Source organism: Pseudoalteromonas sp. A22 (assembly GCF_018141345.1).
Taxonomy (GTDB): domain Bacteria; phylum Pseudomonadota; class Gammaproteobacteria; order Enterobacterales; family Alteromonadaceae; genus Pseudoalteromonas; species Pseudoalteromonas maricaloris.
Map to the genome: position 1 here is coordinate 3,421,936 of NZ_CP047238.1, position 15,151 is coordinate 3,437,086.

Below are 15,151 nucleotides of genomic sequence, written 5' to 3' on the forward strand. Positions count from 1 at the left end.
GCAAACTATACGGTGAAGCTTTCGCCGCAGCCACATTCGTCTTTCTGATTTGGGTTATTGAATTTAAACCCTTCATTCAGACCTTCTTTTGTGTAATCAAGCTCTGTGCCGTCGATATAAACTAAACTTTTTGCATCAACGATGATTTTGACATCTTTGTCTTCAAATACTTCATCGCCTTCATCTAAATCGTCGACAAATTCGAGAACATAAGCAAGACCTGAACAGCCCGTGGTTTTAATACCAACGCGCAGCCCTATGCCTTTTCCACGGTTACTCAAAAAGGCTAATACGCGATTAGCGGCTGCATCTGTTAACGTCACTGCCATAATAGTCTCTTACTTCGCTTGTTTACTCTTATAATCTGCAATCGCAGCTTGAATCGCATCTTCTGCCAAAATTGAGCAGTGGATTTTCACTGGTGGCAACTCAAGCTCAGCGCTGATATCAGTGTTTTTGATAGTGGAAGCTTCTTCTAACGATTTACCTTTCACCCACTCAGTCACAAGGGATGATGATGCAATCGCGCTACCACAACCATATGTCTTGAATTTCGCATCTTCGATGATGCCTTCTTTTGACACTTTAATTTGTAGTTTCATTACGTCGCCACATGCAGGTGCCCCCACCATGCCCGTTGCTACGCTTGGATCGTTCTTGTCTAAAGAACCTACGTTACGTGGATTCTCAACGTGGTCGATAACTTTATCACTGTAAGCCATAACTATTTCCTCACTACCTGCTTGCGGCTGGATAGTATCCAGCCAGCGGCTAAAACTTGCTTAATGGTGTGCCCATTCAACGCTATCTAAATCGATGCCATCTTGGTGCATTTCCCAAAGCGGTGACATCTCACGTAAGCGACCAATAGAATTCTTAAGAAGATTGACGGTGTAATCGATCTCTTCTTCTGTCGTAAAACGACCAATACTGAAACGGATTGAGCTGTGTGCTAATTCATCATTACGACCTAGAGCACGCAGTACATAAGATGGCTCTAAGCTCGCCGATGTACATGCAGAACCTGAAGAAACCGCAATGTCTTTAACTGCCATTAGTAGACTTTCACCTTCAACAAAGTTGAAGCTAATGTTTACAATGCCAGGTACTGATTGGTCGATAGCACCATTAAAATAAACTTCGTCCATATCCATTAGACCGTCCAATAGACGCTGACGAAGCGCACTGATGTGTGCATGGTCTTTTTCAAAGTCTTGCTTAGCAATTCTAAATGCAGTGCCCATACCCACGATTTGGTGAGTAGCAAGAGTACCAGAACGCATACCGCGCTCATGACCACCACCGTGCATTTGTGCTTCTAAACGTGCACGTGGCTTACGGCGCACGTACAGCGCACCGATACCTTTAGGGCCATAAACTTTGTGGCCAGAAAATGACATAAAGTCTACTTTTAATGTTTGTAGGTCGATTAGTACCTTGCCAGCACTTTGCGCCGCATCAACATGGAACATGATCTTGCGCTCACGACACATCTCACCGATAGTCGCGATATCTTGAATAACACCTAGCTCGTTATTAACGTGCATTACGCTCACTAAAACAGTGTCTTCACGCATGGTTGCTTCAAGCTTTTTCAAGTCAAGTAAGCCGTTGTCTTCAACATCCATATACGTCACTTCAAAGCCTTGACGCTCAAGCTCACGACAGGTGTCTAGTACAGCTTTGTGCTCTGTACGAACGGTGATGATGTGCTTACCTTTCTTTTTATAGAACTGTGCAGCACCTTTGATTGCAAGGTTGTTTGACTCAGTTGCACCAGATGTGAAAACGATTTCACGCGGGTCAGCGTTGATTAAATCAGCGATATCATTACGCGCCTGATCAACCAGTTCTTCTGCTTGCCAACCGAAACGGTGTGAACGAGAAGCTGGATTACCAAAGTTACCATCCATTGTCAGGCACTGCATCATCTCGTCTGCAACACGCTGATCAACCGGAGCGGTTGCTGCATAATCTAGATATATCGGTAATTTCATTTATCTCTCCGCTTGACGTCAACCTAGAGTTGACAGCTCACTTGAATATTGTCTAATTGCTCGATAACACGTTTAACGTGCTTATCTTGCCGCGTTGCTACGGATTGAACATCCGCGTCGGCGACTAACTCGGCTAGGGAAATACTGTTTAAAAATTCTTCAATTCGCACACTTAAATCAGACCACAATGAATGAGTCAGACAGCGCATACCGCTTTGGCAACCGCCGCCTTCGCCGTGACAACGTGTTGCGTCAACGGACTCGTCAACGGCATTAATCACATCACCAACGGAAATTGTGTGTGCATCACGGCCTAATAAGTAGCCGCCGCCAGGACCACGTACAGAGCTAACTAAGCCATGTTTACGTAGACGGGCAAATAATTGTTCAAGGTAAGATAGCGAAATCTCTTGTCGTTCAGAGATATCGGCTAGTGGAACAGGGCCAATACTTGCGTGTAACGCAACATCTAACATTGCTGTCACGGCGTATCTGCCTTTTGATGTCAGTTTCATGCATAACCCCCGCTAATTTACCAAGCCGCAAATTTTAATTACTTGACTAAGATAGTCAAGTATTAACCAAGCATAATAACGGCTTTAAATCTGCAACCCTCGTATGCCTACCCGAAATACCTGAGTAATTTAATCAGGTATTATGGATATTGTAATTACCTGAGTATTTTAGTCAAGTATTAGTGATGAAGATTTATGCAAGATTTCACAAAAGGAATGGTTGATATTTAGACAATAGAAGTATAACAGTATTGGCGCGCTGAGTTGGCCAATACTGTTATCGTGTTTGGTTTACTTGTTAGTAGATTTATCTATCGAACTTAGGATCCCACGTAGAATATTAAGCTCTTGATCTTCCGGTCTAGCACGGTTGAACAAACGCTTTAGCTTAGTCATTACCATGCCCGGATGCTGTTTGATGATAAAGCCGGTGTCATTCAGGGTATTTTCAAGATGTTCGTAGAATAACTCCATCTGCTTTGATGATGGGTAAATCGTTTCATCTACTTCTTCTGGCTGCTTTTCTTGCGTGTCTAGATATGTCATACGCGTTTCGTAAGCCAAAGTTTGCACTGCCATCGCAAGATTAAGCGAGCTATACTCAGGATTAGCTGGAATACACACATGATAGTTGCACAATTGCAACTCTTCATTTGTGAGGCCGCTATTCTCACGACCGAATACAAGGGCGACAGGACCATTCACCGACTCAGCAACCAATTTTTGTGCACACTCACGCGGGTCTACCATTGGCCACGACAAAGTGCGTGAGCGCGCACTCGTGCCAATAGTTAAAGCGCAATCAGCAATCGCCTCTTGAAGTGTATCGACTTTAGTCGCTGCACCCAACACGTCGGTTGCGCCAGCCGCCAATGCACTTGCATGGCTGTCCACTTCACATGCAGGGTCAACTAAATAAAGCTTAGATAACCCCATCGTCTTCATCGCTCTCGCAACAGAGCCAATATTGCCAGAGTGTGAGGTGTTCACTAATACAATTCGAATATCTTCTAAAGCCATTTACACGAGTCTCAAACAAAAATAATGGCGCAGTGTAGCATATCTGATTTGCGTTTTTCCAAGCTCCACAACCAGAAATTAAAAATCTTTACGCAGCAACGAAGTACAAAAAACAACCAGAAAAATTCACAATTGGTTATTTACTTTAGAGAAAAAACCGCTAGAATACGCCGGCTCAAAATGATCCTGTTCTTTTACAACCTAAAGGTAATGCTATGCATCCAATGTTGAACATTGCGGTACGCGCTGCGCGTAACGCAGGTAAGATTATCCTACGTGCAAGTGAAGATTTATCGCGCGTTGAAGCCACTCAAAAAGGCACTAATGATTTAGTAACTAACATCGATAAAGATGCGGAATCAATCGTTCGTGACACAATTTTAAAATCTTACCCTGATCACTCTATTGTTGGTGAAGAATTTGGTCATCACGAAGGCAAAGATGCAGACTACCTTTGGGTTATCGATCCTCTAGACGGTACAACTAACTTCGTTAAAGGTATCCCTCATTATGCTGTTTCTATCGCGCTAAGAGTTAAAGGCCGCGTAGAGCAAGCTGTTGTATACGATCCAATCCGCGACGAATTATTTACCGCTTCTCGTGGCCAAGGCGCACAGCTAAACAACAAACGTATTCGTGTATCTAAGTCTATTGAATTACAAGGCACTGTGCTTGCCACAGGTTTCCCTTTCAAGCAAAAGCACCACATGGATGCCTACCTAGAAGCGTTCAAAGCATTATTCATTCATACAGCTGATATCCGCCGCGCGGGCTCTGCAGCTTTAGACATGGCATATGTTGCAGCAGGTCGTATGGATGGCTTCTTTGAAATTGGCCTTAAGCCTTGGGATACAGCGGCCGGTGAGCTGTTGGTAAAAGAAGCAGGCGGTATGGTCACTGATTTTGCTGGCGGTGCTAACTTTAACCGTAGCGGTAACATCATCTGTGGCGCACCTAAGCTTTGCCAAGCGATTGTAAAAGAAATTCGCCCAGTATTAACTGAGTCATTGTTAAAATAATAACTCTGGCTTAGATGAAAAAACCCAAGCACTGCTTGGGTTTTTTTGTGTCTGACTCGGTCTTTTAGTAATAATAGCAAGAGCTAACTGTTACTCCAAAATCAGGTATTTAAGCTGAGCGTCGGATGTCTACTTAATTTCCACACGGGCTGAGCGCATCACGATTTCATCGTTTAACTCAATACCAAGCCCCGGTTCTTCTGACACTCTAAAGATACCGTTCTTAGGCTGCGGGTCTTGCAAGCATAGCTCTCTGTTCCACTTTTTGATTGCGTAAGTATGGTGCTCATGGATCAGGAAGTTTGGGATCGCGGTTTCCAAGTGTAATGAAGCTGCGGTTGCTACCGGGCCGCCACAGACGTGCGCCTGAATACGGATATCAAAGATATCGGCGTAATCACATACCTTCTTAGTTTCCGTAAAGCCACCACAGAGGCCAATATCTGGCTGCAGTACATCAATACTTTGATCTTCAAAATAAGGGCGAACACCCCAGCGATTATACAAACGCTCACCACCAGCGATTGGTACAGAGGTCTTGTTGGCTACCTTTGCGTGTAAAGAGTGGTTAAGATAATTCACTGGCTCTTCATAATACATACAATCAAATTCTTCAGCGATGTCTGCAATTTGAATGGCTGATGTCGCGCCTGGTAAGCTATGGCACTCAAAAATAATGTCCACTTCATCACCTACCGCTTCACGTATTGCTTTCATTCTTGCACGGTATAATTTCATTTCCGCGCGCGAGATAAGCTTAGTTCTATCGTAATAGGTGTTGCCATCTTTGTCGTACTGAATTGGGTCAACTTTAACCGCATCGTACCCTTCAGCAATGGCTTTGTGAGCCGCTTCAGCATATTCGTGTGGTTGAACTAGTGCTTTAAACTCGCTATCCCAATCAAACTGTAATTGCGAGGCATAGGTGCGAAGCTCAGGGTTCACTTTACCACCAAGCAATTGATAAACAGGTAGGTTTAAGGCTTTACCTTTAATATCCCAAAGCGCGGTATCTATTGCTGACATTGCCGCATACACCACAGGTCCACCACCTAAACCCCAAAAGCTTTCTCTCAGCATACGTGACCAGAGCAGCTCGGTTTGAAAAGGGTCATGACCAATTAAAAAAGCTTCAGCCATTTCTTTGATCATACTGGCCGCAGCGCTGTGACCTAGGTCGTATGCAAGCCCTGCTTCACCAACCCCTGAAATGCCTTCATCGGTGTGAATACGAACAAAAACGGGTGTCCAAGCAGGTCTATCTGGACAATGAATATCGAAGACTTCGACGCGATTAACTTTCATGTTGACTCCTATTGAGCAAAGCTTGGGTCTAGGCGGTAAGCTTTACGAAGCATTGCGGGCCATGCTAATTGACCACCGGTGCTACCGCTATGCACGACATTCGCTTGGTTATAAATGTTATCAATAATGGGTTGTGGTACAGGTACCACTTGCTGTCCCGTCGCTTGAATCGCAACTTGAATTTCGCATGCACGCTGTAAGTCATAAAAACGCATAAAGGCATCACCTACCGTTGGTCCAACAGTTAAACCACCGTGGTTCACCAGCAGCATATGATTGGTTGTACCTAAGTCATCTTGCAAGCGCTTTTTCTCATCCATATTCACTGCTAAGCCTTCATAGCCATGATACGATAGTGATGGTAAGGAGAACATACTATGCTGACTCAAAGGCAATAAACCACATTCTACACTCGCGACTGCGATCGTCTCTTTAGTATGAAGGTGGATAACGCAATGCGCATCTTCTCGCACCTCATGGATTGCACTGTGAATGGTGAAACCCGCGGGATTAATCTTAAATGGCGTATCATCAAGAATATTCCCTTCAAGATCGACTTTCACTAAATTAGAAGCGGTGACTTCATCAAAGGTCAGCCCAAAGGCGTTTACTAAATAATGATCCGTACCCGGCAAACGCGCCGACATATGCGTATAAATTAGATCTCCCCAACGAAAGTGCTCAACCAGTCGATAGCAAGCGGCAAGGTCAACACGCAGCTGCCATTCTTCTGCGCTTACTTTGTCTTTTAAATTTAACTGAGGTAATTCGAACATGGGGATCCCTTATTGACTCCACATTTGGATGTATAGAAGTCTAAATTAGCTTAATTATATCTTCAACTAAAAACCACCGCGAACGGTGGTTTTTTATCATCTTTGATATCTAACTTTGATGTTATTCAACTTTAGATAGATACTCTGCAATCGCATCGATTTCAGCGTCAGTGACATTAGCAACCATCGCCTTCATTGCTGCTGTCATACCGTTATTACGTTTACCTGATTTGATATCTTTCATTTGCGCCGCTAAATACTCTTTGCTTTGACCATTTAGCTTAGGATACAGAGGCATGATTGGTGCTTTACCATCTGCACCATGACAGGTTTGACACATCTTTGCTGTATATAATGCTTTACCATCTGCAGCCATTGAACTTGCTGAACCTAGTGCGCAAATTGCCACCGTAGTCCCTACTAGTAGTTTTTTCATCTTGCTCATATCATTACTCTTTTTATTGACGGTTAACGTTGTAAGTCAGTGTAGACTAAAGTTCGACCTAAAGCCTAATCACTACCACATCAAATCATCTGGGACTTCAAAGTCAGCGTAAGGGTCATCCTCATCACCTTGCTGATTGTCCTCAACATGGAAAACGATATATTTCTCGTCTACCTCTGCGATCTTTCTAGCTGGTTCATCTTGTAGTACGTAGAACTGCTCTTCTAACACACAAATCGCTAAACGCCCCTTTGATAGCGCTTTTTGTGTTTCGGAATTAACTTCTAACTCCTTCACCTTATTTTGGTATGTGAAGTTAAAGGTCACATTGCCGCGGATCTCATCTTGGTTATGATGTTCTAAGATCTGCTTCACACGAGCAATTTGTTCTTTATCTTTTAGCGTTTCTTGCTTCGCTTTATTTAGCTCTTCGGCACGCTTTTGCTGCTCAAGCTTCGTTTGCTCAATATGTTTTTGAAGATCTGTTTGGTCGCTCGTTGCGCCTTTTTTCTTTTTCTTCTGCTGTTTACGCTTTTGTGTTTTTGCAACTTTCGCCTTGTGCTCAGTTGTTAGACCTGCTTTTAGCAACTGATCTTGCAGTGAACCCATCATGCAACTCCGTAAAATAGACTTTTCACTATTTTAACTCAGCAATTTCGATTGACCAGAGAGGAATCGGTCAATCTAATGCAAAACTACCAAAATTATTGTTACGCATCGTGATTTAGCGCAAAAAATTGTCATATAGTTTGCTTTAATTTAAGCTAACTCATCGAAATAAAAAGCCTTATTGCTCAATGCCCGTCATTCATCTATTGCTTTGCTCTGTTACCATTTTTTTTGTGCTCTATGCACCGCAGCCGCTGCTGGCTGAGTTTGCAGAGCAATTTAGTGTGTCAGCGTCAGATGCGGGCATGCTGATGTCAGCAACTATGCTACCTTTGGCTATCGCGCCAATCTGCTACGGATTATTGCTGGCAAAGTCCAATCCGCTACGCATTTTAAAATGGACCATGCTGCTGTTGGCACTCAGCAGTTTAGCATTTGCTTCAATGACTTCGTTTTCAGGTCTATTGTTTACCCGGTTAATTCAAGGACTATTATTACCTGCTGCACTTACTGCGATGACAGGTTATATCGGCCAACAGTTTAGTGGCTCACAGTTGAAAAGAAACATGAGCTTGTACATCGGTAGTACCATAGCCGGAGGCTATTTTGGCCGTACGCTTGCAGCCAACTTTACTGTCTGGTTTGAGTGGCAAAGTTTCTATTACCTAAACGCATTGTTATTGATTGTGCTAGCATTTAGCATTCGGGCCAGCAAGAACAAACCACCAATAATTCACGCGACAAGGATCAGGGACTACCTGGCACCACTCAAGCAATCACGCCTAGTGAGATTATACAGCTCTGTATTTTGTATGTTTTTCTGCTTCGCGGGACTACTTAACTTTTTACCTTTTATACTCAAGTACGACTTTAATTTAACCGATCCCAGCAAAGTGGGCTGGGTCTATACAGGCTATTTAGTTGGTGCTTTAGGGTCTATCGTTACACCTTGGCTACAAAGTAAATTTCATTCTACCTGGCGATTTTTAGCTGTGATGTTCTTCATCTATGCTACAACCATTGCGCTATTACCCGTGGCGTCTGTGTTCTTTTTTGTGGTCTTATTTACGCTATTCTGCGCCTGTATGTTTGTGATCCATTCAACCGCTGCGCCATTAGCCAACAGTATTAGTCAGGCACCTGCAACCGTCACTAATGGCGCTTATGTTTCATTTTATTATTCCGGAGGCGTGCTGGGTTCTTATCTTCCGGGTTTGATTTATGAGCAAGCTGGTATCACTTGGTTTTGTGCGTCACTTTTTACCGTCTGTACAGTCGGCTTAGCTCTGAGTTTGAGAAACACAGTCAACCCAGTGAGGTGAGTGCCCAGTGACTTGCCAAAAGCGTTTCAAATCTTCGAGCGTTAACACCCAAGTTTTAGTATTCACTAGAGGGTGACACTGCCATAACTGCGCAGATTGCAGTTCACTATCAAGCCATAATTCGACTTGTTGCTCACTGTCGTTATGCAATGTGAGTGCTGATACACAGCCTTGTTCCACTCCTAAATACTTTGCTAGCCTGTCCGTCGATGCAAAGCCTAAACGCGACATCCCTTGAGATTTAGACAGCGCTTTTAGGTCGACTTGCTTATCTGCAGGAATAATAAAAAGAAAGTGTCGCTTTCCATAGTTATCTCGGAGGAAGAGATTTTTCAGTCGCGTCCCTTTTCTCTCTAACTTCAAGTTGTCAGCATCTAGACAAGTATGTAACGGTGGGTGCTCATAATTGAGATAGTTGATATCTAGCTGAGCGAGCCGCTCTGCAAGTGCACTTGGATTGTTTCTGATCACAAACACTTACCTCGTAACTGAACGCTACGCTGTCGCCAGTATACATCGGTAATTTTATGACCTGAATTACAGTAGTCCGCCTCAATCAAAGCCGGTTTTAACAAGGCGACGGCTTGCTCTTCTAACTTGAGTTTTAGAGAGGGGGAATCTTCAATACGCTCAAACTCGGCAAAACGTTTTAGCTCTCTTCTTGATATTGGCTTACTTGCATCCAGCTCCATTCGAGGTGTTGCTTGTACCGTTACAATGAAAGCAAATTCTTTATCACCAGTTGGCGAAAGACGCTTATGAAGAGATTGTTTTTCGATAATAAGTTCAGGCTCATCAGGCTGTGATGCACAACTCGCTAGCAGCCCAATAATGAGAATAGAAAAGATATGACGCAGAACCATAATTCGCTTAATTCGTTTTATTTTCAGTTCAGTGTAACAAAGACTATAAAAAAATAGCGAAATTTTTTGTCTGGGGTTGACGAGAATATAAAAAATGATTAAATTTCGCTTCGTCTACTGACGGAATGTGGGGCTATAGCTCAGCTGGGAGAGCGCCTGCCTTGCACGCAGGAGGTCAGCAGTTCGATCCTGCTTAGCTCCACCACTTTCCGCTCTTCTTACTTCTTACTTCTTACTTCTTACTTCTTACTTCTTACAAAATTAACCCTCTAAATCGAAAAGAAAAAAGCCCAAGTCTTTCGACCCGAGCTTTGCAGTTACTTATGTCATTCTGTGTATACCACTGAGTATAATTCTTCCACCTACTCAAGCAGCATCAGTTCATTATTCTCTGATTTGGCCTTCACCATTCACTAAAAACTTTTCGGTTGTTAGCGACTCTAAGCCCATAGGTCCGTAAGCGTGCAATTTGGTGGTAGCAATACCAATCTCGGCACCTAAACCTAACGCTGAACCATCACTAAAGCGTGAAGAGGCATTAACCATCACAACAGAAGCATCTACACCACGTTGAAACAAATCAGCAGCTGCTTTGTCTTCCGTACAGATAACTTCGGTATGGTGACTACCAAAGCGATCAATATGTGCAAGCGCTGCATTAAAATCAGCAACCTGACGAACCGCTATTTCAAGGCTCAAGTATTCTTCGCCAAATTCGTCATCACTTAATTCAACTGCATTATCAAAATAAGTTACGGTTTGCTTACACGCATTAATTTTCACACCCCTTTCTGCTAGTGCTGCAGCAACTTTCGGTAAAAAAGTCGGAGCGATATCTTGATGAACGATTAACCCTTCAAGCGCATTACACACACCAGTACGCTGCGTTTTACCGTTTAACAGAAGCGCCATTGCTTTATCGAGATCGGCCGCTTTGTCTATATATAAGTGACACACGCCTTTAAAATGCTGGATCACTGGCACCGTACTATTCTCAGTAACGAAATTGATTAGACCCTCACCGCCACGTGGGATGATAAGGTCAATATATTCTTTTTGCTGCATCAGCTCCATTAACAACGCGCGGTCTGGATCCGGAATAACAGAAACCAACGCGGCAGGTAGATTATGTTTTTCGAGCGCCTTATGCATCGCTTTTGCGATCTCCAAAGAACTTGCTAACGCTTCTTTACCACCACGCAAAATAACACCATTACCTGATTTAAAACACAGCGCACCGGCGTCAGCGGTGACATTGGGGCGCGCCTCATAAATCATGCAAACAACACCAAGTGGCACTCGCATCTTGCTGATTTTAATGCCATTTGGTCTTACACCCATGTCTCTACGTGCACCCACTGGATCGTCCAGTTGAATGATGGTCTCAATGCCCTCAGCCATGCTTTCAATCCGCGCTTGGTTAAGCGTTAATCTATCTATCATGGCGTCGCTAAGCTGGTTATCACGAGCAGCAGCTAAGTCAGCTTCATTGGCTTTAATAATGGCATCGCTGTTATCACGGATCCCTTTTGCCATATCTGCTAACACTGCATTTTTTTGCTCTGTAGATAATAGTGCTAACTGTTTCGCTGCTTTTGCAGCCTGTGATGAAATATCTGTGATTAAGCTCATGTCTTATGACTTCTCCAATAATGCAATATCTTGTTCTGAAATAACGGGTCCGATGCTATCTTGAATTCTTTCGCTGATCGGATTCTCTTCATGTTCAGTTAAAAAGTTCAGCAGGCAGCTACTGTAATTGGTGGTTGCTTTGGCTAAGCGCTTACCATCTTTACTCCTCACGAGTACGGTATCTCCAACAGAAAACTCACCTTTTACTTCAGTAATTTCATCGCCACTTAACTGACCCACCACTTGATTTTCGCCTGAGCCATAATCGCTATCTACGACCAGCTCACCTTGCTCTGATGCTGTGTGAGTCATCCAATGCACTGCTTCTTGCATCGGTTTATCATAGGCTGTAAATACCGTGCCTGGATTTTTTCCCGCTAACAATAATTCAAAGGTTGTTTCTTCGAAGCCGTTAACAATATAAGTATCTATACCGTGAGACGTCGCCTTTTCAGCAGCTTCAATTTTAGTCTTCATACCACCGGTGCCAACCTTACTCGTTGGACAGCCTGCCATATCGTAGATTTCTTCAGTGATCTCTGTCACTTCTGAAATCAGCTCTGCATCAGCATGTAAATTCGGGTTTTTGTTATATAAACCACTGACATCGGAGCAAATAATTAGCCCGTCGGCATCTGCAGCCCCCGCTACCATGGCAGACAAATTATCGTTATCACCCACCTTCAAATCGTCTGTGGTCACAGTGTCATTTTCATTGATAATAGGCAGTATTCCATGATCGAGTAAAGTGAATATTGTTTCACGAATACTGGTATATCGCTCCCTGTCACGTAGGTCACCGTGAGTCAGCAATATCTGCGCCGACGGGAAGTCGAAGAAACGGTCCCACGTAGCCATCATCTCGGTTTGGCCAGCTGCCGCCATCGCTTTTTTCACCGCAATGCTAGGCTGCTCTGAGTTTGGAAATAAGTGCGACCCTGCTGCGACTGAACCTGAAGAGACAAGGATCACTTCGATACCTCGGGCTCGACAACGCACGATGAATTGCGCGATGCTGAGTAAATAGCGGGATCGACACCCATCTTGCTCTGGCGCGATCAACGCACTCCCGATCTTGATTACTATACGTTTTGACTGTTTCATCGACATAAATTCCTGCATTAAATTAACCACCCACTCACGAGTTGGTACTCCAAATATCTCCTATTAGAAGACAACAGAAAGCGCAATGCATCGACCAAAAAGTCGGCAAATAGATAAAACAAACAGACGTGCGACGGCGAAGACCTTAGTCCCATCATGTCGCCACACATGCTAAACCCAGACGCAGTAACAATCGTTAACTGGCTGACATTTCACTAATAGAAGATTGATTGTGACATCAAGTACTTAACCTTTGATGTCGAGCCGTTTCCAACAGGGCCACCATGGTTTGGTGCGGCCGGAAAGGCTGTACCGCAATGAATAATTGCGTAATGAGTAGATTGTGAATGACGGCGCGATTTACCCCACGCCTTGAACGCTTATTACCTTAACGTAAGCAAGGGTAAGATTGCAACCCTATCCCATGTTAATTATTTATGACCACCATAAATCAATTTTATAATACCTTATTTTCAGTAATTTATTCACTTTACCCTCATTCGCGCTGTGTTATAACAGGATGCTAGCTATACTGATAAAAATGTTGGGATAATCCAACCGGGGAGAATCTATGTCAGCAATCTACATTGCAGGTATTGCAGTATGTTCTGTAATAGCACAATGGCTTGCTTGGGCCTTTAAGGTTCCTGCAATTTTGTTTTTACTTCTTATTGGTCTTGCTTTGGGGCCATTTAGTGGCACGCTGGATCCAGATGCCTTACTCGGGGATTTACTCTTTCCCGTCGTCTCACTTTCCGTTGCCGTTATCCTTTTTGAAGGTTCACTAACCCTGCATTTTAAAGAACTCAAAGGAATTGGTAAGGTCGTACGAAACCTTTGTTCTATCGGGATGTTAGCAACCTTTGCGGTGATAGCAACGACCGCAATTTTCGTGCTGGAGCTTAACTGGCAAGTTGCCGCCGTTTTGGGCGCAGTACTTGTCGTGACCGGTCCAACAGTTATTGCCCCGATGCTGAACGCCATGCGCCCAGACAAAGACATAGACCGTATTTTACGTTGGGAAGGTATAGTCATAGACCCTATTGGTGCACTCTTTGCGGTACTCGTATTTGAAGCCGTATCTTTAGTTGGTGGCGAAGGTATCTTCAGTCACACCTTGTGGGCGCTCGTATCAACGCTTGGTGTTGGGATAAGTATTGGTGTCGCATCAGGTTACCTAACCACATACCTAATAAGAAAAGAGTGGCTTCCCTTTGAGCTTCACAAATTCGCCATTTTAGCGCTGGTGTTGTTTAGCTTTACGCTATCTAATCATCTGAGCCATGAGTCGGGTTTACTGGCCGTGACTATCTTTGGTATTTGGCTCGCTAACCAAGATGACTTGGAAATAGACTCAGTGTTAGAGTTTAAAGAAGATCTCTCAATGATCCTGATTTCGAGCTTATTTATATTACTCGCGGCACGACTCAAGTTAGAAGATTTAATGCTGTTAGACACCGACGTCTTTATCTTTCTAGCTGTAGTATTATTTATTGCTCGACCACTGTCGATATTCTTATCGACGTTCAATACAGACTTACCGATAAAGTCTCGCATTCTGTTAAGTTGGATAGCTCCTCGAGGTATTGTTGCTGCAGCTGTAGGCTCAGTTTTTGCGTTGAGTATGACAAAATCACAAATAGCAGATGCGGATAAAATGGTGCCGCTTATTTTCACCGTCATCATTGTCACCGTGGTACTACAAAGCCTAACGGCAACGCCTTTCGCACGTCTTTTAGGAGTACGTCAACCAAAGCCCAATACCTTACTTATCATTGGTGCAAACCATGTAGCTAGAGCGGTGGCTAAAGGCTTAAAAGACCAAAATATTGATGTTTATCTCTCCGATCCCGCATGGGAAAACTGCAAGATGGCGAGAATGGACGGACTGCCTTGTTACTATGGTAACCCACAGTCGGAGCATGCAGAGCGTTACCTCCCGTTGACCAGCTTAAAGTCAGTGCTAGCGCTTTCACCTAACCGTCACCACAACGCTTTGGGTGTACAGTACTTTTCTCACTTACTTGGCGATCAATGTGTTTATTCGCTCAAATCATCCACTAACCACGCTAAGGCGAACAAAGATAGCGCCACTTTCCTTTCTCGCCAAATCTTGTTTGGCGACGAAGGTAATTACGCCAAGCTAAGTAGCATGATGGCTAAGGGCGGTAAAGTGAGCGTAACTCGGATCTCAGAAGAATTTAAATGGGAACAGTATAAAGAGGTTAACAGTGAAGCAATCCCGCTGTTTGTACTCACAGAGCAGACCAAAGATGAGGAACCCATCTTGATCCGCCCGTTTACCTCTGATATGAAGAAGCTTCCTGAAGAAGGCGACCGCGTATTGGCATTGCAGCCGCCTAAGTTAACGGTGCTTAAAGATCCAAATGCAAATAAAGAAGGCCAAATTGGTGCAAAGCTTAGCAGCCAGCAAATTACTTAACCTGAGATTTGGATAAGAAATAAGCTAGCTTTACCGGCTTTATTTAGGAACAAGCAAAGCGGCGTCACTTACGCCGCTTTTACTTTCCACTCATAATCTGC

The 15,151-nt window shown here is 43.8% G+C and carries 16 protein-coding genes and 1 tRNA gene; 4 read left to right on the forward strand and 13 right to left on the reverse strand.

What is annotated here, in order from left to right:
• Window positions 1-5: 5 nt before the first annotated feature.
• The 5 genes from iscA to trmJ form a co-directional block, all read right to left on the reverse strand.
• Window positions 6-329, reverse strand: a complete 324-nt coding sequence (gene iscA / locus GSF04_RS20325; protein ID WP_010378967.1) for an iron-sulfur cluster assembly protein IscA — start codon at window positions 327-329, stop codon at window positions 6-8.
• 9 nt (window positions 330-338) lie between these two features.
• Entirely contained in the window at window positions 339-722 is a 384-nt protein-coding gene (iscU, locus tag GSF04_RS20330; protein WP_010607219.1) for a Fe-S cluster assembly scaffold IscU, read from the reverse strand.
• Between the two features lie 60 nt (window positions 723-782).
• A complete protein-coding gene (locus GSF04_RS20335; RefSeq protein ID WP_010378962.1) occupies window positions 783-1,997 on the reverse strand; it encodes an IscS subfamily cysteine desulfurase in 1,215 nt (404 codons plus the stop codon).
• 23 nt (window positions 1,998-2,020) lie between these two features.
• Complete coding sequence (gene iscR / locus GSF04_RS20340) at window positions 2,021-2,512, reverse strand: Fe-S cluster assembly transcriptional regulator IscR (RefSeq protein ID WP_010378960.1); 492 nt, start codon at window positions 2,510-2,512, stop codon at window positions 2,021-2,023.
• Window positions 2,513-2,803: 291 nt separating this feature from the next.
• Entirely contained in the window at window positions 2,804-3,532 is a 729-nt protein-coding gene (trmJ, locus tag GSF04_RS20345; protein WP_039493041.1) for a tRNA (cytosine(32)/uridine(32)-2'-O)-methyltransferase TrmJ, read from the reverse strand.
• A gap of 215 nt (window positions 3,533-3,747) precedes the next feature.
• Here trmJ and suhB point away from each other — a divergent pair, with 215 nt between their 5' ends.
• Window positions 3,748-4,551, forward strand: coding sequence for an inositol-1-monophosphatase (suhB, locus tag GSF04_RS20350; protein WP_045988903.1), 804 nt, complete (start codon window positions 3,748-3,750; stop codon window positions 4,549-4,551).
• Between the two features lie 129 nt (window positions 4,552-4,680).
• Here suhB and GSF04_RS20355 read toward each other — a convergent pair whose 3' ends face one another.
• From GSF04_RS20355 to GSF04_RS20370, 4 genes are all read right to left on the reverse strand, one after another.
• Complete coding sequence (locus GSF04_RS20355) at window positions 4,681-5,856, reverse strand: mandelate racemase/muconate lactonizing enzyme family protein (RefSeq protein WP_039493039.1); 1,176 nt, start codon at window positions 5,854-5,856, stop codon at window positions 4,681-4,683.
• Window positions 5,857-5,864: 8 nt separating this feature from the next.
• The gene (locus GSF04_RS20360) at window positions 5,865-6,632 is read right to left on the reverse strand and encodes a class II aldolase/adducin family protein (RefSeq protein ID WP_211858622.1); all 768 of its coding nucleotides are present in this window, start codon (window positions 6,630-6,632) and stop codon (window positions 5,865-5,867) included.
• Window positions 6,633-6,753: 121 nt separating this feature from the next.
• Window positions 6,754-7,077, reverse strand: coding sequence for a c-type cytochrome (locus GSF04_RS20365; protein WP_039493034.1), 324 nt, complete (start codon window positions 7,075-7,077; stop codon window positions 6,754-6,756).
• A gap of 72 nt (window positions 7,078-7,149) precedes the next feature.
• Complete coding sequence (locus GSF04_RS20370) at window positions 7,150-7,686, reverse strand: DUF2058 domain-containing protein (protein WP_010378951.1); 537 nt, start codon at window positions 7,684-7,686, stop codon at window positions 7,150-7,152.
• Window positions 7,687-7,874: 188 nt separating this feature from the next.
• On the opposite strand from GSF04_RS20370, the gene GSF04_RS20375 reads away from it, so the two are divergent.
• On the forward strand, window positions 7,875-9,008 hold the full coding sequence (locus GSF04_RS20375; protein ID WP_211858624.1) for an MFS transporter: 1,134 nt from the start codon (window positions 7,875-7,877) through the stop codon (window positions 9,006-9,008).
• Here GSF04_RS20375 and GSF04_RS20380 read toward each other — a convergent pair.
• Both GSF04_RS20380 and GSF04_RS20385 read right to left on the reverse strand, forming a co-directional pair.
• Window positions 8,967-9,479 (reverse strand): prolyl-tRNA synthetase associated domain-containing protein, encoded by a 513-nt coding sequence (locus GSF04_RS20380; protein WP_083229911.1) that lies wholly within the window; start codon window positions 9,477-9,479, stop codon window positions 8,967-8,969. The two genes, GSF04_RS20375 and GSF04_RS20380, sit on opposite strands and share 42 nt — an antisense overlap.
• Window positions 9,476-9,871 (reverse strand): hypothetical protein, encoded by a 396-nt coding sequence (locus GSF04_RS20385; protein WP_017218483.1) that lies wholly within the window; start codon window positions 9,869-9,871, stop codon window positions 9,476-9,478. The genes GSF04_RS20380 and GSF04_RS20385 overlap by 4 nt, the downstream gene beginning before the upstream one ends.
• 129 nt (window positions 9,872-10,000) lie before the next feature.
• Between GSF04_RS20385 and GSF04_RS20390 the strand changes: the two genes are divergently transcribed.
• Window positions 10,001-10,076, forward strand: a tRNA-Ala gene (locus GSF04_RS20390).
• 179 nt (window positions 10,077-10,255) lie between these two features.
• Here GSF04_RS20390 and GSF04_RS20395 read toward each other — a convergent pair.
• Together GSF04_RS20395 and proB are read right to left on the reverse strand one after the other, a co-directional pair.
• Window positions 10,256-11,503, reverse strand: a complete 1,248-nt coding sequence (locus GSF04_RS20395; RefSeq protein WP_211858626.1) for a glutamate-5-semialdehyde dehydrogenase — start codon at window positions 11,501-11,503, stop codon at window positions 10,256-10,258.
• Between the two features lie 3 nt (window positions 11,504-11,506).
• Entirely contained in the window at window positions 11,507-12,607 is a 1,101-nt protein-coding gene (proB, locus tag GSF04_RS20400) for a glutamate 5-kinase (RefSeq protein ID WP_017218481.1), read from the reverse strand.
• A gap of 571 nt (window positions 12,608-13,178) precedes the next feature.
• Here proB and GSF04_RS20405 point away from each other — a divergent pair.
• On the forward strand, window positions 13,179-15,050 hold the full coding sequence (locus tag GSF04_RS20405) for a sodium:proton antiporter (protein WP_211858627.1): 1,872 nt from the start codon (window positions 13,179-13,181) through the stop codon (window positions 15,048-15,050).
• Window positions 15,051-15,151 lie beyond the last annotated feature (101 nt).

What these genes read in the sequence shown, in the direction of transcription:
- iscA (WP_010378967.1), bottom strand. Translation starts at nt 329, where the DNA reads ATGGCAGTGACGTTAACAGATGCAGCCGCTAATCGCGTATTAGCCTTT.
- iscU (WP_010607219.1), bottom strand. Translation starts at nt 722, where the DNA reads ATGGCTTACAGTGATAAAGTTATCGACCACGTTGAGAATCCACGTAAC.
- GSF04_RS20335 (WP_010378962.1), bottom strand. Translation starts at nt 1,997, where the DNA reads ATGAAATTACCGATATATCTAGATTATGCAGCAACCGCTCCGGTTGAT.
- iscR (WP_010378960.1), bottom strand. Translation starts at nt 2,512, where the DNA reads ATGAAACTGACATCAAAAGGCAGATACGCCGTGACAGCAATGTTAGAT.
- trmJ (WP_039493041.1), bottom strand. Translation starts at nt 3,532, where the DNA reads ATGGCTTTAGAAGATATTCGAATTGTATTAGTGAACACCTCACACTCT.
- suhB (WP_045988903.1), top strand. Translation starts at nt 3,748, where the DNA reads ATGCATCCAATGTTGAACATTGCGGTACGCGCTGCGCGTAACGCAGGT.
- GSF04_RS20355 (WP_039493039.1), bottom strand. Translation starts at nt 5,856, where the DNA reads ATGAAAGTTAATCGCGTCGAAGTCTTCGATATTCATTGTCCAGATAGA.
- GSF04_RS20360 (WP_211858622.1), bottom strand. Translation starts at nt 6,632, where the DNA reads ATGTTCGAATTACCTCAGTTAAATTTAAAAGACAAAGTAAGCGCAGAA.
- GSF04_RS20365 (WP_039493034.1), bottom strand. Translation starts at nt 7,077, where the DNA reads ATGAGCAAGATGAAAAAACTACTAGTAGGGACTACGGTGGCAATTTGC.
- GSF04_RS20370 (WP_010378951.1), bottom strand. Translation starts at nt 7,686, where the DNA reads ATGGGTTCACTGCAAGATCAGTTGCTAAAAGCAGGTCTAACAACTGAG.
- GSF04_RS20375 (WP_211858624.1), top strand. Translation starts at nt 7,875, where the DNA reads ATGCCCGTCATTCATCTATTGCTTTGCTCTGTTACCATTTTTTTTGTG.
- GSF04_RS20385 (WP_017218483.1), bottom strand. Translation starts at nt 9,871, where the DNA reads ATGGTTCTGCGTCATATCTTTTCTATTCTCATTATTGGGCTGCTAGCG.
- GSF04_RS20395 (WP_211858626.1), bottom strand. Translation starts at nt 11,503, where the DNA reads ATGAGCTTAATCACAGATATTTCATCACAGGCTGCAAAAGCAGCGAAA.
- proB (WP_017218481.1), bottom strand. Translation starts at nt 12,607, where the DNA reads ATGAAACAGTCAAAACGTATAGTAATCAAGATCGGGAGTGCGTTGATC.
- GSF04_RS20405 (WP_211858627.1), top strand. Translation starts at nt 13,179, where the DNA reads ATGTCAGCAATCTACATTGCAGGTATTGCAGTATGTTCTGTAATAGCA.